Consider the following 20,332-nt stretch of genomic DNA (forward strand, 5'->3'; position numbering starts at 1 on the left):
CCACGACAGGTGCCTAAGCCTATGTCGTGGGTAGCCACAGCACCTAATCAGGTATGGTCATGGGACATCACCTATCTACCGAGTGCCGTTCGTGGGCAGTTCTATCGCTTGTATATGACGATGGATATCTACAGTCGTCTGATTACTGGTTGGGAGATTCACCTAGAAGAATCGGCTCAACACGCAGCGACTCTGATTAACAAGGCGTGTCTGAAACATGGAATCCGAAAAGACCAGCTCATCTTACACTCAGATAATGGTAGTCCGATGAAAGGAGCTACTATGCTAGCGACCTTGCAGAGGTTAGGCATTATGCCTTCCTTTAGCCGCCCATCAGTTAGTGATGATAACCCTTATTCGGAGTCTCTGTTTAGAGCACTCAAATACACACCGGCCTATCCTAATAAGCCTTTTACTAGCCTAGAACAGGCTCGTCAATGGGTGCATCAATTCGTCATCTGGTACAACACGCAACATTGCCATAGTGGTATTCAGTTTGTAACACCAGAACAGCGTCATAGCGGGCAGGATAATGCTGTTTTAGCGCATCGCCGTGCCGTTTATGAGACAGCCAAAGAAGCTAGACCAGAACGTTGGAAAAACCGTTCTGTTCGCAATTGGAAACCGGTCAAAGAGGTCTGGTTAAACCCATCGAAGGAGAGTAACGATTTAGCGAGAAATGTAGTATTAGCAGCATAAGAAATCGGACAACTTGCTTGACAAACACCGCACGGCATGAGCAGTGCCACCTTCTATAAATGGCGTGCCAAATATGGTGGCATGGACACCTCCATGATTGCTCGTCTTAAGGAGCTTGAAGCGGAGAATAAACGCCTCAAGAAGATGTATGCGGAAGAACGCCTGAAGGCAGAAATCATCAAGGAGGCGATGGAAAAAAAGTGGTAGCGCCATCTCGGCGTAAAGAGATGGCGCAAAAGGCTGTCCAGTATCGTGGTGTCAGCATCCGCTTAGCTTGTCAAGCCTTCGGCATCAGTCAAAGTTGCTACTATTACCAAGCCAAAGGGCGTGAGGAGAATGAGCTCATCGCCGATTGGCTGTTAAAACTAGCTGCTGAGCAGAAGACGTGGGGCTTTGGTCTTTGCTTTCTCTATCTTCGCAACGTTAAGGGTTTCAAATGGAATCACAAGCGAGTCTATCGCATCTATCGGGAGTTGCAACTCAACCTGCGCATCAAGCCGCGCCGTCGCATAAAACGAGAGCGTCCGGACACTTTAGGAACGGCTATAGGCATTAACCAAGTCTGGTCGATTGACTTTATGCACGATACACTCTCTAACGGGCGCACCATTCGTTTGCTGACCATGGTGGATGATTTTAACCGTGAAGGTTTAACTATCGAGGTGGACTACTCTCTACCCTCTGAGAGCGCGTTACACGCGCTCTGGAGCAGGTAATGGAGTGGCGAGGACAGCCTGCTTGCATACGCATGGATAACGGACCTGAACTCATTAGCAATCACATGGTGTGTTGGGCGAAGGAGAAGCAAATAACGCTTTTACATATCCAGCCCAGTAAGCCACAACAAAATGCGTATGTGGAGAGGTATAATCGAACCGTTCGTTATGATTGGCTGGGGCAACATCTCTACGACGATTTGAAAGAGGTGCAGCAGGAAGCCACGCATTGGCTCTGGACTTACAATAATGAACGCCCGCATATGGGCATTGGTGGCATTACCCCACAACAAAAGTTAGAACGATTTTTTTAATACTGTTTCTACCTAAAATTGCTACTAAAAATGGGGGGACTACAATATATGTTAAATGCATTATGTTTTTAATAATAATTATTATTCAATTACGATAAAACAATAATGATTTCAAATATTAATTTAGATTTTGCAGTTGTTTATATGAATTTTTAATTTTTTGATTAATTAAACTAGTGAAAAAGTATGAAAATTAAAAGCCTTTTTGTCTGTACAACGCCTTTGCAAAGTCTTATTGCAGAAAAAATCATAAGTCATGAAGGGTTGGATAAGTCTGACTGCATTCTCATTTATATAGCATTAACTGATAATAATAAAAATTATTATTATTTTTCTAAGTTGTCTAATGGAATGTATCTTGGAGACTATATTAAAACTAATCGCTCTTTAGCCACGGTTACTCATTTAAGAAAAATATTAAAGAATAAAAAATTTAATGTGTATATAGGAAGTATCGACGATACACTTGTTCATTATGTATTATCTTTTGTGGATTGTCAGGAGTTAGTTACATTTGATGATGGAACTGCTAATATTTTTATTAATAGTACTTTTTTTACGGGTGTTGAGAGAGGGATATTCAGAGGTTTTATTTTAAAAGTGGTCAACTATATATTAGGCAACAGGTTTACACTAGAAAAAGTTAAGTCAAAACTAAAAAAACATTACACAATTTATCCTGAGTTTCAAAATGTTGTCGATAGAACAGAGACTCTTCAGTTGTTGGATTTTAAAAAAAACAATCGAGCAACTCATGGAGAAATAAACATTTTTCTTGGTACCATGTATGAAGATGTTGTAAATAAGAAGAGTAATGCAGATTTACTATGGGAAAAAGTTAGAAATTTTATAGAGAATAGTAATGTGGAATGGATTTATATTCCTCATCCTAGGGACCAAAGAAAAATCAATATTGAAAGTATTGAAGACTCGCTTTTAATTGCTGAAGAACAAATTTACTCTTTAAGAGAAAAATATAAACAAATTAACCTGTATGGCTTTGCGAGTAGCGCCCAATTTAATTTGTTAAATATTCCGGGTATTACTATTTATCCGGTGTATTCTAATTTACTTAGTAAGACGTTGACTGATGTTGTTGAACTTCTTTCTACAAAGTCAGGGTGTGTGACAATAGACTTAGAGAAAAATAATGAAAATTGAACGTTTAAGTCAAATAAGCATATTATTTATTTTTATCTTAGTGTTTTTTTATATAAAGGTAAGGGATTATTATTTTTTTGCTGGTTATTTTGCTATTGGTTATTTTTTATTTGGATTGATTTTAAATTATTCTAAAGTTTCTCTAAATAAACTTTTGATTTTATTTTCAATATTTACACTATTCTTTGTTGCTAGCGTATTTAGTCAAGGAGTTACTTTTTATATTGCTTTGTATAATCTGCAATACGGAGTGATTTCATTATTAATAGCATATTTATTGGTTTTTAAAATCAAGGACACTAGAGCGTTATCGAAACTAATTTATTTTTTATATGTTTTATATCTAACTTATTTGTTTTTTTCAATAGGCTTTGAAGATGATGAGGCATACAATGTGGTCTTTGAAGGTTCTAGCAGGAATTATTTAAGTGGGATATTAATTTTTTTAGCGATTAACGTAGGTATTTCACATGAAAAAAGCAACGAAAAACAACCGTTATTAGTTTATATAATTACTTTTGTTTGCTGTTATTTTTTATATGGAAGAAGCGGGATTTTGTTATCCTCAGCGTTGCTTTTATATGCAATTTATCAACGTAACTCAAAATTGTTGATTTTTCTTTTTGTTTTTTCTTTAGTATATTTTTTTACTAGTAGTTTTTTTTGGGAATTACTCGAAAAAATACAAACGTCATCTAATTTTTCACGAGGATTTAGCTCTGATAGAACGTTGTTTCTGATAGAGTATTTGGATCGTATCGATTTTAAATCTATCATTTTAGGCAGAAATTTTGACGAGTGTTGTCAGCTAATAGTTGAGTTTGAAAGAAATCCTCATAATTCATTTATTACAGGACATAGTAGGTATGGCATACTTCATACTTTGATGGCTATCCTGATTTTGATTTATATACTATCAAGTCGAAACTTAACTTTAATTGTTTTATCTTTAATAGTTTATGGGAGATATTTTTTAGATCAGATGGGTCTTTTTACATATTTTGACGTAGTTTTATTTCAATTACTACTGTTAGTTAGATATAAGAATAATAAAACTGCTGTAGTTAAATATAGTGACCCAGAGAATAACTGTACATGTTAAAGTTGCTCTAACACATGGAGTACAACATGACTTTAGAACCTGCTATCAAATGTTGGACCGCCAAGCACAAATCTGAATTGCTCATGCAGATCTTTGCTGGGCAGATTACCGTTGCAGAGGCCTCAAGACGATATGACCTTTTGCAACGAGATATTGAGCAATGGCTAGAGGATGCAAAGGCCGGCATGGAGAACTCCTTACGTGCCAAGCCTAAGGATGTTGCCGAGCAATACGAAGCGCAATTACGTGAGCTCAGAGAGGCGTATGGTGAGGCGATGTTGGAGATTAAGTTTATAAAAAAGCTACAGCGTCATCTCGAATCAACCCCCGGCAGTTGCAAGGACTTCTAGACGAGATGGCGCAAGAAGGGGATCAGGTGACCATCAGTCAAGCGTGTAAGTGGTCAGGCGTGTCTCGTCGTAGTTTTTACTACCGAGCAGTTAAGTCGGCATCCAAGGTGAACGAACACCTTGCTGCGCGTGTTAAACGGTTCATTAATGCGTTTCCCCACGCCGGTTACCGAACGGTTGCTTGGGCGTTGGGTGAGAACAAGAACACCATTCAGCGTATCTTTCAGCTTAAGGGTTGGCAGCTTCGGCAACGGGCGAGCGGTGCGACACCACGGGTACAGAACAAGACCTCGGTGACGTCAGCACCTGATGTGCGTTGGTCGACGGATACGTGCCGAGTATGGTGTGGATCACGCAACGGTTGGTGTACTCTAACGCTTGTCATGGACTGCCATACGCGCGAACTCTTGGGTTGGTCACTTAGCCCTAAGGGTGATGCTAAAGCCGCTGAGGCGGCATTAGAGGAGGCTCTCATATATCGCTCGGGTAGCCTGATGGCACCACGAGAGCGCATTGTCCTCAGAAGCGATAATGGACTGGTCTTTACGCCCAAACTCTATACCAAAGCGGCTAAACGCTATGGGTTTGAGCAGGAGTTTATTCGACCGCACACATCACAGCAAAACGGTCTGGTTGAAAGGTTCATTCGCACTGTTAAAACGGAGTGTGTTGAACAACATAACTGGCGGTCGGTTGATGAGGCTAAGCGGTGCTTAGACTTATGGTTTAAGTACTACAACGAAGAGCGCCCTCATCAGGCGCTTAAAATGAAAACACCGAGTATGATTTATCAACAATTAGCAGCTTAAAGTGTGAAAATTATGCTGGGTCATTACATAAAACTATATATTGAAGTTAAATTTCTTCAAGCTTTATCTTTCTGGATTATTTATGAAAAAAAAATGTTTTTTAGTACTTACTCATAAACCAATAGACAAGCTATTAGAATATGCTCGAAACCACCCAAATGATAACTTTTATATACATTTAGATCTGAAAAAACCATTAGAGAAGCTTTCAGTAAAAGGTTGTCCTAATGTTTTTTTTATAGATAAAAGGGTTGATGTTAAGTGGGCTGGTTTCAGTATGGTTCAGGCTACATTAAATTTAATTAGCTTTGCTTTAAAACATGATAGCGAAAATGAGTTTTTCCATTTGATAAGCGGAGATGATGTCATTTTGAATGAAAATTTGTCATGGAGTGATGACTCTATTTATATGGAGTATAGGGAGTCAAAAAGACATAATTATAGAATGCGTTTTGATGTACCTCATGCCGATAATAAATATACAAGACATCCTTTGGGTAAAATTTATACTCAAGTAATTAAGTTATTTGATAAGTTTTTACCTAGTCATAGACTATTCAAGTTTGGTAGTCAATGGTTCTCTATTAGAAGAGCTGAATTATTAACTCTTTATGAATCTATATCAGTTGAAGACATAAGTTTTTTTAAGAAAAAATTATGCCCAGACGAACATTTTTTTCAATATTTAGTCGAAAAAAACAAACTTTCAAGTAAGGTTTCTACTGAAGGAAATAAAAGATTTATCGTATTTAATCCATCGTATCAAAGAGGCTCTAGTCCTGTTTTTTTGAGTCTTTCAGAATTAAAAACATCATCTCAAGTTGGGTACTGGTTTGCTAGAAAAGTTGATCAAGCTACCATGGAGGTATTTTATGATAATGATTTGAGAGAATCCTCGGAAATTAGCTAAAACATAGCTTTAAAAATATGAGTTTTATTCAATTTTGCGCTGTAATCTATAAATTTTAGTGAGAAGTTGTGGTGATAAAATCCGTGGGAGGGCACGAGCTACGAAGAGCAAAATTCCCTTTGTCCAGCCATGATATCCAAGAGACTTTTTTAATTTAAACATTTCCCACTCACTTTTAATATATATTTTTCCTCTTCTTCTAGATAACATAGCATCACCCGCGCGAACCAAAACTAGAGTGTTTGGTAAGTTTTCAACTTTTTTGTGATTGGCTAAAACCCTTAACCATAAGTTGTAGTCTTCCATAAATAAATGATGCTGATAGCCGCCTAATTGCAAAATATTTGATTTTTTATAAGCTACAGTCATGTGATTAAATGGATTTTTTTTAATTGCATAATTGTAAATGTTTTTAAAGCCTATAGGTACTTTGCGTGTGAACATGTCTTCAGTTGGGGTTGTTGAAAACTCTTTAATTTGTCCACCAAGTAGTACAGTTTCAGGATGTTTTTGTATATATTCAACTTGAACTTCAAAACGTGACGGGAGACAAATATCATCGGTATCCATGCGGAAAACCCATTCATTTGAACAGTGTTTTAATCCTATATTCAATGCTCGTCCTAGACCAATATTTTTTTCTAGGGGGATTTTTTTTATAGGCAGTTGTTGTTCCCATTTAAATAAAACGTTTTCCAATTCAATTGATATCGGCCCATCTAATACGATAACAATTTCATTGGCAGGCATCGTTTGATTTTCTAAACTTTTTAAGCAATCATTTAAATAGGATGCATTTTCTTTAATATATAAAGACATTAAAACTGTAAAATTCATAATCTAATTTATCTATAAAAACTTTTTATAAGGAAAAGAACATTTAGCAGTAATGTTATCTCGCTCCAAATCCAGTCAGCATAGTCTTAATTGTCTTAAAGACAATTAAAACATCTAACCACAGTGAGAAGTGCTTGATGTAGTAGAAATCATGTTCGACTTTAATTTGTGTGTCATCTACATCTGCAGCATAGCCTTGCGTTACCTGTGCCCACCCTGATATACCAGGTCTGACGATATGACGATAGTTGTAAAAGGGGATTTGCTCTTCAAAAGCATCGACAAAAACCTTTTGTTCAGGTCGCGGCCCTATCAGACTCATATCACCTTTGAGCACATTAAAGAATTGAGGTAGCTCATCAATACGTGTTTTACGTATAAATTTTCCAATCCGGGTAACCCTCATATCATTAGCTGAGGCAAATTGAGCTCCATCTTTTTCCGAGTCTTTGGTCATACTTCTAAATTTGTAGATTTTAAACTCTTTACCGCCTTTACCGACGCGGTTTTGTATAAAAAGAGCGCCACCCTTACTTTCTAAAACAACAGCAATCGCTGTAATGAGCATAATCGGTAAAACGATGGGCATAACCATAAGCACTGCAACAATATCTGTGATTCGTTTGATGACAGAGTATACAGGGGAGGGCAGCAGTGATCCTAGTTGATTCTCGTGCATATGACGAATTTTGACGCGACCTGTTAGAGATTCTTCAATTTGGTGCGAGTTGTATACTGGCATACCAGACAAAACACAATATGCAAGAAATTTTTGCCATTCAGCGGTTAGCTTTTTTGAGTGCAAATCGGCAACGATCATATTATAGCGCCGCTCACCCTCAATTTCAGGGTTTCTCAATAAGTACCAACTAGCACCTGGTATAGATGCAAGATCAGCAGCACGTCCATAAGGTATTAAAGCAATTTTAGGCGTAGCCCAGCGCCTGCCGAAGAAAAAACCTAAGAAACCATAAAAAAGAGTTAAAGTTAAACTAAATGTAAGAAAGTAGAGTGAGTACTCAAGCCTAAAAAGCAAGAAGACCACAATTAATACTGTGTACCAAGCTAGAACAGTCGAGATAATAAAGCTACTGGACTTATTACCAGGGAACTTTAAAAGCACTCTTAGCGTGATTAGACTACAAATGTTACTGGCAATAACACCATAAAATGAGTTGATTTCGGTTGCTGCAGGATGATTAAAAAAGCGCTCTCCCCACAAAATCCAGGCCGGCAGGATCGCACAAATAAACGTTGTGATAATAATCTGAGTAGTAGTGCTAAAAAAAAACCGCTCATACCATTTTGAATGTCGTTTATGTGGTTTTATATCCATAGTAAGTGGAGCCCTATCATATTACAAATGTGTGTTTTATCTTTAAAATTTATCAACCACGGCTTGCTTGTCGTATGATTATAAATCATTATTTGTAATAACCATGATTCAAGGGAAATAAGCATGCAAGTTCTTGTCACCGGTGGTGCCGGATTTATTGGTTCACATACTGTTGTTGAGTTGCTTCAAACAGGCTATGAGGTTGTTATCATTGATAATTTTAGTAATAGCTCACCGTTAGTCTTGAAGCGCATCGAAGAGATCACAGGAAAAAAACCATTAATGATTGAGGGCGACATACGTGATCGGCGGCTGCTGGATGGTGTTTTTAAACAACATCAGATCGATGCGGTTGTGCACTTTGCAGGTTTAAAAGCTGTCGGTGAAAGTGTTGAAAAGCCTCTTGAGTACTATGATAACAATGTCAGCGGTAGTGTGGTGCTTTTTGAAGCAATGCGTGATGCAGGCGTTAAGCGTTTAGTATTTAGTTCATCCGCTACGGTTTATGGTGATCCAGAAGAAATTCCGATTTCAGAGAACTGTCCGGTGGGTGTACCAACCAATCCTTATGGTATGTCTAAATTAATGGTAGAGCGAATATTACAGGATCTGGTCGTGGCAGAAACTGATTTTTCAGTAGCCTTATTGCGCTACTTTAATCCCATTGGTGCACATGAAAGTGGTTTAATCGGTGAAAATCCAAGCGGTATTCCAAATAATCTCTTGCCTTACGTGACGCAAGTCGCTATCGGTAAACTAGAAAAGTTATCTGTTTTTGGTTCAGACTATCCAACCGTTGATGGTACCGGTGTGCGTGATTATATTCATGTCGTTGATTTGGCCAAGGGCCATCTAGCTGCTTTGGACTACTTGAAGCAGTCATCGGGTTGTCATGTTTGGAATCTTGGTACTGGACAGGGCTACTCTGTGTTGCAGATCATTAAAGCATTTGAAGAGGCTACTGGTGAGAAAGTGCCTTTCCAGTTGGTCGAAAGACGGGCTGGTGATATTGCTGAGTGTTGGTCTAATCCTGACAAGGCGCAGAAGGACTTGGGTTGGAAGGCAGACTATGGATTGGAAGATATGATGCGTCATAGTTGGAACTGGCAGAAAGGGAATCCGGAAGGGTTTAAGTAGGGTGGCGGGATTAGCTATTTGCCAGTACTGGCAACGCCGTAAGGATTAATCAAGAGCTTGAGCATTGCGGGACTACGAATACCTACTGAGGTAACCACCCCGCAACTTAAAGTGGCTAAATCCATAGCATTTTACTAAAAGCAGTTCCTAGAAATGGGGGGCATACCCTACAATTATAGACGGCCATTATTGTCTACTTGCCGTTAAAATTGTGCCAATGGGTGGTATTATGTTCAGAAAGATTAAAGCTCAGAGATTACAAATAACGTGATTGTTTATGTTTTTTTAATCTTTGTTTTGCTAGGGGTAGCTATTATCAAAACGGGTTTTTATCCTAGTCATTTCTAGTTTATTTCCCCCGTATTATTGAGTTTATAAAATGACAAATAGTTCTAAGCAACCTAACTTGACGCATGACCGCTTAGTAGTAAAGAATTTTGGTCCTATTAAAAGCTTAGATATTGAAATTAAGCCTTTAACCATTTTTATTGGGGAGTCGGGTTCCGGTAAAAGTGCGATTTTAAAATTAATGTCATTGCTTCGGTGGGTGCATAAACAAAATAACTTGAGAAGTTTTTTTGTTAAGTCCAAATTAGCCACTAAGAGTGACTATAGTCGTTTGGTTTCTTCTACTTTATTAAAAATGTCTGGTCTTGAGGAGTTTGTTACTGCACAGACAGAAATTGAGTTTACTGTAGGTCATACACTTTATCAGAGTAAAGCTAAGCTCCCGACCGATGCGAAGTTATCTTCCCAAGATGGTTTATGCGCCGAGAAAATTGCGTTTATTAGTGAAAATCGAGGTGTTCTTCCGGATATTTATTCGAATAAAATTCCTCGCGGCTTTAAGCTACCTTACTACTTAGGCGATACCTATGAGAATTTTTTAGAAGCTTTTGATAAGCTAGACGCTAAAGAGTTCTTAATAGAAAGTACTGACTTAAGTTTATTTAGAAAAACAGGTGTGGCGGCCCAATTTTTTGTTAAAAATAACAACGATAAAGAAAGTAGCGAAGGTTTTGAATTGAAGTTAGAAAACGCATCAAGCGGTACCAAAACAGCGTTATTTTCAGAAATTATTGTTGATCATTTGACGCAACGATTTGATTTTAAAACGGTGTTCGACGGAGCTTTTAAGGAGTTCTTTATGAGTAAGCTATTAGCTCAAGAGGATAATGCTTTTAGTAACAAAGACAATCTACCTAAGATTCGATTTGGTAAAAGACATTTATCAATTTTTATTGAAGAACCCGAGTTATCCTTATTTCCGGCTGCACAAAAACGACTTATTCAAAGATTAATTAAAAGTTGTTTTAATTCAGAGGCCTCTGAATTAAAAGAGACAAAATTAGCTTTTGCTACTCATAGTCCTTATATTTTGTCGGTCATTAATAATTTAGTCATGGCCGCTGATTTATCTAGAGACCAACCTAATAAAAGCGAGCGTATTCGACAGATTATACCGGAAGAATACTGGTTACTCTCTGATAAGTTGGGTGTTTACAGTATTGAAAATGGCATTGCTCACTCAATCATGGATGAAGAAACTCGACTAATTAACGCAGATTATTTGGATTCGGTGTCTGAGAGTATTAATGATGATTTTTCAAAGTTGATCGATTTACGGTATTTTGATGAGACTGATTTAGAGGTAGAAGATTGACTATTAATTTGGCTCAATATGCAAAACCCTGCGATAGCATCGTTAGTTTAAGTGAACAAGGGAAAACGTTTAAACTGTATAATGCTAGTGCTTTTGCTCAGGTGCAACTTGATGGTGAAGTGATTCCTGCCGGACAGGGTCCGAAGTGTTGTGATTACTACTTGTATGATCATGATTTAACGGAGTTATTTGTCGAGCTAAAGGGAAGACAAATTGAAGACGGATTAAAGCAGCTTTTAAGCAGTATTCAGCTTTTTCAACAGAATTTTCCTAATAAGTATGCTTTTATCGTTTCAAGTAAGGTGCCTCCGGCCTCATCAACTAAACGGCAGCAGGCAGTGTCGAAAATGGCAAGAAGCGGTGTTAAGTTGCATATCAAGAACTCCCCAGCTCATTATGAGTATTTAACGAACGGTACGATAAAGCGCAAATAATAATAAGCTTTACGTTTGGCGCTATGCAGCTTAACACCAAGGTGCAAAGAGCAATATAGCTATCGTTTAGCACGACATTAGTAGTTGAAGGCAATCGGAACGAGATTATGAAGTTAAAGCTTAAAAACATTGGCATGCTCAAAAAAGCTGAGGTCACACTTAATCGGTTATGTGTTATCGCTGGTGAAAATGACAATGGTAAAAGCACTATTGGTAAGATAGTTTTTTGTATAGTCAAAGCACTCAATAAGCACAAAGAAGAGTTAAACGCCTCCAAACAACACGAGGTTCAAGAGTTTTTCGAAGATTTCTATTTTACATTGCGTTCGCATTTAAATGATGAAATCGATAAAAGTGCAAGATCTATTGTTTTCAAGCAGATGGATCTGTTATTGAGAGAAGATGTTAATGCTGAAACATCAATGCAGTTGTTTGATGATACGTGGCAAATACTTATGCAGCATAACGTTTTGAGTATGTCTGATCTATCTTTTATAGATGAATTTAAACAAAAATTAATAAGCATTGTTGAAGAGCCTGAAGATCAAAAGCGAGTTCTTGAAAGAGAGTTCACTAAAACCTTTGTTTCTGAGTTTGATTCACAAGTGCTTTTTAGAGGTGCAGATGAGGGTAGTATTCAGCTTTGGGATGATAGCCTCAAACTATTAGAATTGATTGTAGATAAGGGCAACAAAGTAAGTGTTTATGAGGATGCTAAACCTATTCTGATACGAGATGCAACCTTCATAGAAACGCCGTTATTATTAAATTTTTATAGTTTACTTATTCGTAGTCAGACGCAACTTGATAAGAGAGGGGCGCGTCGACTTGGGGTGCCTTATACTACTTTACATACTAAAGATTTGTTCGATAAGCTGATAGAGCCACCTGCAGAGTTTCAAGATTTAGATCTTCTTGAGTTAATTGCTTCTGTCATAGATGGAGAGGTATCGTACTCTAGCACTGATGGCGACTTTGTTTATCAAAAAGAAGGTGAACGCATTTCAATTAAAAATACCGCCAGTGGTATAAAAGTTTTTGGTATGCTGCAGATATTAGTTGCTAATGATTTCATAGATATAAATACGCTTATTATCTTTGATGAGCCTGAAAATCATCTTCATCCAAATTGGCAACTGAAATTAGCTAAGATTTTGGTGGAATTAGCGAATAGTGGTGTTTTTGTTATCGTTTCTTCGCATAGCCCTTATCTGATTGAGGCTTTGGAGCGTTATTCTGAAGTTAAAGGCCTGAAAGATGAAACGTCTTTTTATCTTGCTAAAAACAATGAGGTTGAGAATAAGAGTCAACTGCCAGAGATTTTTGCTTTATTATCAGAGCCTTTTGAGCAGTTGCGGGAGCTTGATAAGCAGGTGTTAAAAGATGGGGAATTAATATCGTCTTGATTTCTTTTTGATGAGTGAGTTTGAGAACTACCGTTCGACACTTAAGGAGACGAGTTTCGACCTCACTAATAATGAGTTTCTCTGTGAGGATGAGAGTGTCGACAATGTTTTTGACTTTGATGCTTATGTTAAAGCAAAGTTTGGCAATGTAGACGCTTTACCGGCATCACCAGACGCAATCTGTTTAGGGGCCAAACATTTGTATTTTGTTGAGTTTAAAAATCAAGAATGGTCTCGAGTTAATAAGCCTCAAATAGTAAGAAAATTTCGTGATGGCACTCAATTCTTTAAAACATTATTATCAAAATTTTCCCCTCGAGATAATAAATTTTACTTCTGTGTAGTGTATAAAAAGGATACCTCAACCAGAGCATATCATCGTAACATCCAGGCTTCACAAGAGCGTTATAGTTTTGATGCCATCAATGAGGAGTTAGGTGGTTTTTACGATGAAATTTTTGTTCACGATATAGACTTTTATAAGCAAAACTTTTCACAACTTGTTTGTTAGCTTAGGAGGTCGTGTGATGACCCAGCACCTACTGCTCACATTATGCCGCTTCAAGTATATCCTTGCGGGGGCACACATAACTGCCGTTAACAGTCAAGGCCTCACCTCACTTAAGGAGCTAGTTATTTTTAAAAAAATAGGGTATATTTAATTTAATTAAATTCCTAATTCTGGAAGTAAAATGATTTTTTTGAGTTTAAGAGTTAAGAACTTTTTCTCTTTCCGCGATGTATTTTTGGATTTTGCAATTCAAAGGAAATTGTTGAAAAGCACGATTCCCGATGAATCGCTTGAAGGTTATAAGAACTTTCATTTCAGAAGAGTTTGTATAATCTCGGGGGTTAATGCCAGTGGTAAGACAGCACTGGGCCGATTAATGCTGGAGATACAATTATTTATACTCAAAGACAATACCTCATCAAATAAGCTTCGTGACTATCTATTCGACAAGTCTGAAGCTGGTGTTATTGAGGTTGAGTTTGTTATGCCTCAGAATAAAAGAGTTTGCTTGCACCGGCTAAAGCTTACTATTAATCAAGATCAGAGTGTGCCTGTAATTGAGTATGCCGAAATTCCGCTTAGGGCGACTGATACGGTCAATTCTGCAAGACTGCGATTAAATAAAAATGAAGCGTCTAATATTTTTAGAGTTGAAACATCAAAAGATAAAGAATTAGATGCATTGTATGCCTTTCGTGAGCGAATTAAAGAAGCTCAGCAGGGCTCATGTGGATGGTTTTATTCATTTTCCTCTGTGACTTCCGATACTCGGAAAATTCCTATGTCCTCTGAATCTTTAAATAGAAAAATTTTAGAAGATATAGTGACTACATTTGATCCAACCATTATCAAAGTAACTGAGAACAAGGACGAATCAGATAAAACCCAAGCTTTCAGTTTAATATTTAAAAATCATGACTCTGTCGTATTGGATATGGAAGGCGCTGTAACAAAGCCTGAGCGACTTTCTAAAGGTACCTATGAGGCGCTGAAAGTTGCTATTTTTCTAAATCGGATTATTGATGATAGAAACTATTGTGAAGCGTTTCATGATAATGGTCCCATCGTCTATTATTTGGATGAGGCGATGGCTTATGTACACACTGAATTAGAACAACTAACATTAAGCTTGTTAATTGCTCATTTGCCAAGGCATGCGCAGCTTTTTTATACAACGCATAACTATGATGTGTTAGATATGAATTTACCTGTTCATTCTTATGTCTTTATGTCTAAAGATGAAGAGGGTACATCCATTGTTCAGCCAGAACAGATTATTAATAAAAATGACCGCAGTCTCCTGAATTACGTCAAGAATAATGTATTTAATACGCTTCCGGATATGTCCAAAATGGAGTTGCTTTTATGAGGGGAGGGCGTGCTGAATGTGTCATTTATTTTGTTGAGGGACAAACCGAGAAAGCTTTATTGATGGCATTACAGGCAGAGAAAATCATACCTTCTGGAAAGATTCATATATTTAATTGTTGGGATGGAAAAGTAGAGAGCACCTTAAGGTTGATGCCAAAAAGTGGGCGTGTCATCTCATATATAGTTTTTGATACCGATGTCACCAGCAGAGTTGATGAGTTTGTAAATGCTGTGAAAAGAATCGCTGACTCTTCGAGCAAAGTGCATTTATTGCAGCAAACTCGTAATCTCGAAGAAGAGCTTATCCATGCTTGCCCAGGATTAAAATTACTAGCATTACATAAAGCCTTTAGGGCCCAGGGCGATGAGAGTTTCAAGAATAAGTTTATAAAAGATAAAAAGCGCTTAGTACGACTACAGGAACTTGGCTTTAATGTTAATCAAATGTGGTCAAGAGGACTAATGCCCATCCTCAAAACTAGATTATCATTGCAAAAAATTATTATTGGTTTTTAAAGCGAGAGTAGATTTAATCGTACAGTCTTAAGTTTTAAACTCGCCCACACAACGCAGCTAAACCCCGCTTCCGTTGTTTTTAACTTGCAAAACACCATTTCTCGTTGATTTCAATCGCCAAGCCCTGTTAAAATAGCCCACATCCGATGGCTTAGGCATTTTAACAATAACGATTCTAAGCACATGAGCGATACCTTAGGCTGAGTTTTGTCCCCCGTTATTTAAATTCATGGATCTACCAGAGCTTGGGCGAGTCGTAGAGGCGGTTTTGTTATGCGCCGATGAGCCGATGAGTATTAATCAAATTACCAAGTTATTTGCCGAACACGAGGAAGTTGATCGGGCGATGGTGTTGCAAGCCATTGAGCAACTGCAATTGGCTTGGGTGGATAGGGGCTTGGCATTGGTTGAGGTGGCTGAGGGGTGGCGTTTTCAGAGCCGACCGGCCATGCAAAAGTACTTCGAATTAATTAATCCGGAGCGACCGCCGCGATATTCTCGAGCTGTGATGGAGACATTAGCAATTATCGCTTGGTGTTATCCCGTGACCCGGGGTGATATTGAAAGTATTCGTGGTGTTACCGTATCCTCGCAGATCATTAAAACCTTAGAGGATCGAGGGTGGATCGAGGTCGTAGGCTATCGAGATGGTCCAGGGCGCCCTTCATTGCTCGGCATTACTGAGCAGTTTTGGAGCGATTTGGGTTTGCAATCACGTGCTGATTTGCCACCGTTAGAGTCCTTTCATGACGCCTTAGTCGCAGATGATGAGTCATACGCTTCCTTGCAGCAGGAAATAGCCCTGGCCCTTGACGAAGCGGGGGAAGCGCCACAACTATCTAGTTCATCCTCGGACGATGAGGTGGCGATGACGGCAGACAGTGCCAATGAGATAGCGCCTGTCAATGAACAATTAGAAAATCGATCCGAAAGTGATCAATAGGTAGGTTTATTTATAATAATGGATATTGAAACAACTCAAACCTCGGCTACTAAGCCTGTTGAACAGCGTCGTGGACGTAAGTTGAGAACGCCTTTTCGTCGTCGCCGTGCTGATGCCAGTGTTGAAGCTAAAGCCAACCCACAAGCAACTCAGGGTGCCGCAGTAGGTGCTGAGGCAGTCGCTTCCACTAAAAAATCCCGCCCTGGCGGTGCTTCTAGTGCTCGTCGTGAGCGTCAAGTCGAACTGGCAGGTCGACGTACTCGTCGTGTTTCGCCATCAAAAGAGCTGCAAGCAGCGGAGCATACTGCCACGCAATCGATGAGTACGCCTAGCGAGGGATTGCAAGCAAGCGCATCTGCTAGTGGCAAGCGAGTTGCGTCGCAGCAAGGGGCACGGCGCCACACTAAATCCGCAGCGTCTGGTGCGCGTCGTGGTCGTACGCAGGCGCTACGCCAAGCGCAAGATGGTAAGCCAACCAAGCCTCACACAATGCGTCGTCAAGCGCGTCGCTCAAGCTCACCAGAGGCGCTTGAGTTTATCGAAGAGACATTAGATACGGCCTTATTACAAGAAGAGGAGCTTGATTTAGGTCGTTACAATCTAGCGGCCGACAGCGAGCAGCGTGTTGCCAAGTTTTTAAACAACGATCAAATTCGACCTAAATTGCATAAGGTGTTGGCTGATGCGGGTGTAGGTTCCCGTCGCGACATGGAGCAACTAATTATTGCTGGTCGTGTTAGCGTCAATGGAGAGCCTGCGCATGTGGGTCAGCGTGTGGGTCAAGAGGATGTGGTTAAGGTCAATGGTCGTGTGGTGCGACGTCCGCGCGCAGGGCGCCCACCACGGGTGATTTTATATTACAAGCCAGCCGGTGAAATTGTGACGCACGATGATCCGGAAGGTCGCCCAACGGTATTTTCTCGCTTACCAAATTTAAAAAGTGGCAAATGGTTATCGGTTGGTCGTTTGGATTTAAATACCGAAGGCTTGTTGATATTTACTACCTCCGGTGATTTTGCTAATCGCATGATGCATCCACGTTACGGCTATGAGCGTGAATATGCGGTGCGCATTTTAGGTGAACTCGAAGAGAGTCAACGCGAGCAAATGCTTAAAGGTATTAGCTTAGAAGACGGTCCGGCCAAATTTAACACGGTCGACTTTATTGGTGGAGAGGGCAGTAATCGTTGGTATCGTGTCACCTTATTTGAAGGACGTAATCGAGAGGTGCGGCGGATGTTCGAGAGCTTTGGCCTGACCGTCTCACGTTTGTTGCGTACTCGTTTTGGTGATATTAGCTTACCTCGCAATTTGAGTCGTGGTCGTTGGCAGGAACTAGAGGTAGATGTGGTCTTGGCTTTGATGGCTGAGATGGGTATGGTCCTGCCAGAAGCCGAAGGGGCGCCCAAGGGTAGAAATGCTCGCCGGCAATCTATGCGTCAAGCTCGTCAGCAACCACGCCAGCCAATCTCTAACGCTAATGCGATGCCGCCGGGATTTGAGGGTGCTCAGCCACCAAGCCGCAGTCGCGCCACCGCAGTGACCGGTGCTTATCAGCGTCGTGCCTTGACGGTTACTGGCTCTGATGCCGCCTCTGCTCGTCATCGTGCGCGTACTGTGACGGCGCCACAAAAGGCGGTGCGCGCTGGTGCGCGGCGTAATGCCCGTCTGGCAGCCGGTGGGCATGAGCCGATCTTAAGCGATGCAGCACTGGATTATGCCTATCAGCGTCGTGCCTCGCGGGATGTGAAAATTGAGCATAAAAAGCGTCGCTCAAGCCTGGATTACGATAAACGTAATTAGCCGCCCTCATTCTATAGTGAATTATGGCCTTTGCCACAATAATCTAGCAAGTAATTGATTGTTTTGTTATAATTACTTGCTAACCACTATATTAGCGTTATAGCGAGTAGCCTTTAAAGTCGATCATTTTGCTGTGACTGTGATTGATTTAGCCGATATCACCGATATCATATGGCAGAGCCTATGGCCCTCGCTGGTGTCTTGAGTTCTATCTCGACATGGGCGATAGCAGTGGCTGATTGTTTATGATGGGCTTTAAGCCCATTTTTTATTTCTGATGTATGAGTGATTTATTTACCCTAACTGAGCAAGCCATTCAGGGGCTTGCCTTAGAGCTTGAGCTTGTTGAGGTGGAGCGTGCGCCGTTAGGCCTGTTACGCGTTACTATTGACAAGCAGGGCGGTGTTACGATTGATGACTGTGAGCAGGTCTCACGTCTTTTGTCGCGGATCTTCGAGGTGGAGGATATCGACTATAAGCGTCTGGAGGTGGGTTCTCCAGGGGTTGATCGTCCTTTACGTACGATAGCAGATTTTAAGCGATTTATTGGGCAGCGGGTCGAGTGTCGTCTGCGCCACGCCATTGATAATCGCAAGGTGTTTACTGGTGTGTTAGAGGCTGGTCCAGCAGAGCTGCCAGAGGATTTAGCGGCCAAAGCAGATGCTGAATCAAATCCTGTTTTTAGTTTGATAATTGAAGACAAAAAAAATACTCAGACTTTGCTTTTTTGTTATAGCGATGTAGAAAAAGCTAAGTTGGATCCTGTACTAGATTTCAGAAAAGGTAAAAAGAAATGAGTCGAGAAATTTTAATCCTTGTGGATTCACTAGCGCGTGAAAAGTCCCTTGATGTCAATGTGGTTTATGAGTCGGTTGAGGCTGCTTTAGCGTCAGCGATGCGTAGACAGCTGGACGAAGAGGGTGCTGATGTGGTGGTTAAAATCGATCGTAGTACCGGTGAGTTCTCAGGCTTTCGCCGTTGGTTAGTGGTGCCTGATGAGGCCGGTTTGCAGGAGCCAGATCGTCAGGAGATCTACTCGGATGCACAAGAGATACAGCCAGGCATTCAGGTGGGTGAGTATATTGTTGAGCCTTTAGGCGCTGCCGAAGTCGGTCGTATCGGTGCGCAAGTTGCTCGTCAGGCGATTATGCAGCGTATCCGTGATGCCGAACGTGAGCAGATTTTAGAGGAGTTCTTACAGCGCGGTGAGGAAATCTTCTCCGGTACAGTGAAGCGCCTTGACCGTGGCGATGTGATTTTAGAAAGTGGTCGTGTGGAGGCGCGTCTACCACGCTCTGAGATGTTGCCTCGCGAAAATTTACGCAATGGCGACCGTGTACGCGCTTATATTACTAGCGTGGATCGTGAGTCACGTAGTCAGCCAATTATTGTTTCTCGTACTGCACCTGAGTTTGTACGTGCGCTATTTGAAAATGAAGTGCCTGAGATTGAACAGGGTTTACTAGAGATTAAAGCAGTCTCGCGTGAGCCTGGTTTGCGTTCTAAAATTGCGGTGGTAGCTTACGATAAGCGGATTGACCCGATTGGTACTTGCGTCGGTATGCGTGGTTCACGTGTGATGGAAGTGCGTAAGGAAATCGGCGAAGAAATGATTGATATCGTTTTATGGGATGACGAGCCGGCGCAGTTTGTGATTAGCGCTTTGGCGCCAGCCATTGTTGAGTCGATTTTAGTTGATGTGGATAGACATTCCATGGATGTGGTGGTTGATGAAGAGAACCTACCAAAGGCGATTGGTACACGTGGTCAAAACGTGCGTCTTGCCTCGGAGTTGACCGGTTGGCAGATTAATATTCTTACCCCAGAACAGAGTCAGCAACGTCAGGAGCAGGAGAATCAGCGTCTTTCTCAGCTTTTTGTTGAGCAATTAGATGTTGATGCCGAAATCGCTGAAATCTTGATTGACGAGGGCTTTAGTAGTCTTGAAGAGGTGGCTTATGTACCAGTCGAAGAGCTATTGTCCATTGATGGTTTTGATGAGGATTTGGTTAATGAGTTACGTAGTCGTGCGCGTAATTCACTCCTAGTACAAGCCATTGAAACTGAGGAAAAGCTAGAAGAAGCGCCGGATCTGCGTGAGTTCGAGGAATTGACTCCGACGCTTATTGCCGAGTTGTTTGATCGTGGCATTCGTAGTCGCGATGATTTGGCGGATTTGGCGACCGATGAGTTAGTTGAATACACCGGTTTAGAGCCGGAGGTTGCGGCTGAGTTGATTAGTAAAGCACGAGCCCATTGGTTTGAAGATGGGGCTGAGGATAGTACCTCTAAGTAAGTAGTGCCGTGCCTGATG

Annotated in this window: 19 protein-coding genes and 1 pseudogene; 18 read left to right on the forward strand and 2 right to left on the reverse strand. The window is 40.5% G+C overall.

Features of this window, described 5'->3' with window-relative positions:
* The 7 genes and pseudogenes from A3GA_RS11335 to A3GA_RS0104835 all read left to right on the forward strand — a co-directional run.
* The coding region (locus A3GA_RS11335; RefSeq protein WP_018026255.1) for a DDE-type integrase/transposase/recombinase at nt 1-699 on the forward strand (699 nt) is incomplete at its 5' end.
* A gap of 30 nt (nt 700-729) precedes the next feature.
* Nucleotides 730-1,729, forward strand: a pseudogene (locus tag A3GA_RS12390) (IS3 family transposase); the annotation flags it as partial.
* A gap of 186 nt (nt 1,730-1,915) precedes the next feature.
* Complete coding sequence (locus tag A3GA_RS0104815; protein ID WP_018026258.1) at nt 1,916-2,890, forward strand: glycosyltransferase family 52; 975 nt, start codon at nt 1,916-1,918, stop codon at nt 2,888-2,890.
* Nucleotides 2,880-3,992, forward strand: coding sequence for a hypothetical protein (locus A3GA_RS0104820; protein ID WP_018026259.1), 1,113 nt, complete (start codon nt 2,880-2,882; stop codon nt 3,990-3,992). Before A3GA_RS0104815 ends, A3GA_RS0104820 begins: the two co-directional genes overlap by 11 nt.
* A 26-nt stretch (nt 3,993-4,018) precedes the next feature.
* Nucleotides 4,019-4,342 (forward strand): transposase, encoded by a 324-nt coding sequence (locus A3GA_RS0104825; protein WP_018026260.1) that lies wholly within the window; start codon nt 4,019-4,021, stop codon nt 4,340-4,342.
* A 5-nt stretch (nt 4,343-4,347) separates the two neighbouring features.
* Nucleotides 4,348-5,151 carry an IS3 family transposase gene (locus A3GA_RS0104830; protein WP_018026261.1) on the forward strand — a complete coding sequence of 268 codons (804 nt, stop codon included), beginning with the start codon at nt 4,348-4,350 and terminating at the stop codon, nt 5,149-5,151.
* An 82-nt stretch (nt 5,152-5,233) separates the two neighbouring features.
* Nucleotides 5,234-6,061: a beta-1,6-N-acetylglucosaminyltransferase gene (locus A3GA_RS0104835; RefSeq protein ID WP_018026262.1), complete on the forward strand. Its 828-nt coding sequence runs from the start codon at nt 5,234-5,236 to the stop codon at nt 6,059-6,061.
* A gap of 24 nt (nt 6,062-6,085) precedes the next feature.
* On the opposite strand, the gene A3GA_RS0104840 is transcribed toward A3GA_RS0104835, so the two are convergent.
* Entirely contained in the window at nt 6,086-6,898 is an 813-nt protein-coding gene (locus tag A3GA_RS0104840) for a glycosyltransferase (protein ID WP_018026263.1), read from the reverse strand.
* A 55-nt stretch (nt 6,899-6,953) separates the two neighbouring features.
* On the reverse strand, nt 6,954-8,234 hold the full coding sequence (locus A3GA_RS0104845; protein ID WP_018026264.1) for a sugar transferase: 1,281 nt from the start codon (nt 8,232-8,234) through the stop codon (nt 6,954-6,956).
* 123 nt (nt 8,235-8,357) lie between these two features.
* On the opposite strand from A3GA_RS0104845, the gene galE reads away from it, so the two are divergent.
* From galE to nusA, 11 genes are all read left to right on the forward strand, one after another.
* Nucleotides 8,358-9,371 carry a UDP-glucose 4-epimerase GalE gene (galE, locus tag A3GA_RS0104850; RefSeq protein WP_018026265.1) on the forward strand — a complete coding sequence of 338 codons (1,014 nt, stop codon included), beginning with the start codon at nt 8,358-8,360 and terminating at the stop codon, nt 9,369-9,371.
* A 379-nt stretch (nt 9,372-9,750) separates the two neighbouring features.
* Complete coding sequence (locus A3GA_RS0104860; protein WP_105885439.1) at nt 9,751-11,034, forward strand: AAA family ATPase; 1,284 nt, start codon at nt 9,751-9,753, stop codon at nt 11,032-11,034.
* Entirely contained in the window at nt 11,031-11,468 is a 438-nt protein-coding gene (locus tag A3GA_RS11350) for a hypothetical protein (protein WP_018026268.1), read from the forward strand. Before A3GA_RS0104860 ends, A3GA_RS11350 begins: the two co-directional genes overlap by 4 nt.
* A gap of 107 nt (nt 11,469-11,575) precedes the next feature.
* Nucleotides 11,576-12,874 carry an AAA family ATPase gene (locus A3GA_RS0104870; RefSeq protein WP_018026269.1) on the forward strand — a complete coding sequence of 433 codons (1,299 nt, stop codon included), beginning with the start codon at nt 11,576-11,578 and terminating at the stop codon, nt 12,872-12,874.
* A 10-nt stretch (nt 12,875-12,884) separates the two neighbouring features.
* On the forward strand, nt 12,885-13,385 hold the full coding sequence (locus tag A3GA_RS0104875) for a hypothetical protein (protein WP_018026270.1): 501 nt from the start codon (nt 12,885-12,887) through the stop codon (nt 13,383-13,385).
* A 190-nt stretch (nt 13,386-13,575) separates the two neighbouring features.
* Nucleotides 13,576-14,754 carry an AAA family ATPase gene (locus tag A3GA_RS0104885; RefSeq protein WP_147285942.1) on the forward strand — a complete coding sequence of 393 codons (1,179 nt, stop codon included), beginning with the start codon at nt 13,576-13,578 and terminating at the stop codon, nt 14,752-14,754.
* Nucleotides 14,751-15,272, forward strand: coding sequence for a hypothetical protein (locus A3GA_RS11355; RefSeq protein ID WP_018026273.1), 522 nt, complete (start codon nt 14,751-14,753; stop codon nt 15,270-15,272). Before A3GA_RS0104885 ends, A3GA_RS11355 begins: the two co-directional genes overlap by 4 nt.
* A 229-nt stretch (nt 15,273-15,501) precedes the next feature.
* Nucleotides 15,502-16,215 (forward strand): SMC-Scp complex subunit ScpB, encoded by a 714-nt coding sequence (gene scpB / locus A3GA_RS0104895; protein ID WP_018026274.1) that lies wholly within the window; start codon nt 15,502-15,504, stop codon nt 16,213-16,215.
* Nucleotides 16,216-16,233: 18 nt separating this feature from the next.
* Complete coding sequence (gene rluB, locus A3GA_RS0104900) at nt 16,234-18,018, forward strand: 23S rRNA pseudouridine(2605) synthase RluB (RefSeq protein ID WP_018026275.1); 1,785 nt, start codon at nt 16,234-16,236, stop codon at nt 18,016-18,018.
* 281 nt (nt 18,019-18,299) lie between these two features.
* Entirely contained in the window at nt 18,300-18,815 is a 516-nt protein-coding gene (gene rimP / locus A3GA_RS0104905) for a ribosome maturation factor RimP (protein WP_018026276.1), read from the forward strand.
* Complete coding sequence (gene nusA, locus A3GA_RS0104910) at nt 18,812-20,314, forward strand: transcription termination factor NusA (RefSeq protein WP_018026277.1); 1,503 nt, start codon at nt 18,812-18,814, stop codon at nt 20,312-20,314. The genes rimP and nusA overlap by 4 nt, the downstream gene beginning before the upstream one ends.
* Nucleotides 20,315-20,332: the final 18 nt, after the last annotated feature.

It is taken from the genome of Oligella urethralis DSM 7531 (assembly GCF_000372065.1).
Lineage (GTDB): Bacteria > Pseudomonadota > Gammaproteobacteria > Burkholderiales > Burkholderiaceae_B > Oligella > Oligella urethralis.

What these genes read in the sequence shown, in the direction of transcription:
- rluB (WP_018026275.1), top strand. Translation starts at nt 16,234, where the DNA reads ATGGATATTGAAACAACTCAAACCTCGGCTACTAAGCCTGTTGAACAG.
- nusA (WP_018026277.1), top strand. Translation starts at nt 18,812, where the DNA reads ATGAGTCGAGAAATTTTAATCCTTGTGGATTCACTAGCGCGTGAAAAG.
- A3GA_RS11355 (WP_018026273.1), top strand. Translation starts at nt 14,751, where the DNA reads ATGAGGGGAGGGCGTGCTGAATGTGTCATTTATTTTGTTGAGGGACAA.
- A3GA_RS0104840 (WP_018026263.1), bottom strand. Translation starts at nt 6,898, where the DNA reads ATGAATTTTACAGTTTTAATGTCTTTATATATTAAAGAAAATGCATCC.
- A3GA_RS0104860 (WP_105885439.1), top strand. Translation starts at nt 9,751, where the DNA reads ATGACAAATAGTTCTAAGCAACCTAACTTGACGCATGACCGCTTAGTA.
- A3GA_RS0104835 (WP_018026262.1), top strand. Translation starts at nt 5,234, where the DNA reads ATGAAAAAAAAATGTTTTTTAGTACTTACTCATAAACCAATAGACAAG.
- A3GA_RS0104825 (WP_018026260.1), top strand. Translation starts at nt 4,019, where the DNA reads ATGACTTTAGAACCTGCTATCAAATGTTGGACCGCCAAGCACAAATCT.
- galE (WP_018026265.1), top strand. Translation starts at nt 8,358, where the DNA reads ATGCAAGTTCTTGTCACCGGTGGTGCCGGATTTATTGGTTCACATACT.
- A3GA_RS0104875 (WP_018026270.1), top strand. Translation starts at nt 12,885, where the DNA reads ATGAGTGAGTTTGAGAACTACCGTTCGACACTTAAGGAGACGAGTTTC.
- A3GA_RS0104815 (WP_018026258.1), top strand. Translation starts at nt 1,916, where the DNA reads ATGAAAATTAAAAGCCTTTTTGTCTGTACAACGCCTTTGCAAAGTCTT.
- rimP (WP_018026276.1), top strand. Translation starts at nt 18,300, where the DNA reads ATGAGTGATTTATTTACCCTAACTGAGCAAGCCATTCAGGGGCTTGCC.
- A3GA_RS0104845 (WP_018026264.1), bottom strand. Translation starts at nt 8,234, where the DNA reads ATGGATATAAAACCACATAAACGACATTCAAAATGGTATGAGCGGTTT.
- A3GA_RS0104830 (WP_018026261.1), top strand. Translation starts at nt 4,348, where the DNA reads ATGGCGCAAGAAGGGGATCAGGTGACCATCAGTCAAGCGTGTAAGTGG.
- scpB (WP_018026274.1), top strand. Translation starts at nt 15,502, where the DNA reads ATGGATCTACCAGAGCTTGGGCGAGTCGTAGAGGCGGTTTTGTTATGC.
- A3GA_RS0104820 (WP_018026259.1), top strand. Translation starts at nt 2,880, where the DNA reads ATGAAAATTGAACGTTTAAGTCAAATAAGCATATTATTTATTTTTATC.
- A3GA_RS0104870 (WP_018026269.1), top strand. Translation starts at nt 11,576, where the DNA reads ATGAAGTTAAAGCTTAAAAACATTGGCATGCTCAAAAAAGCTGAGGTC.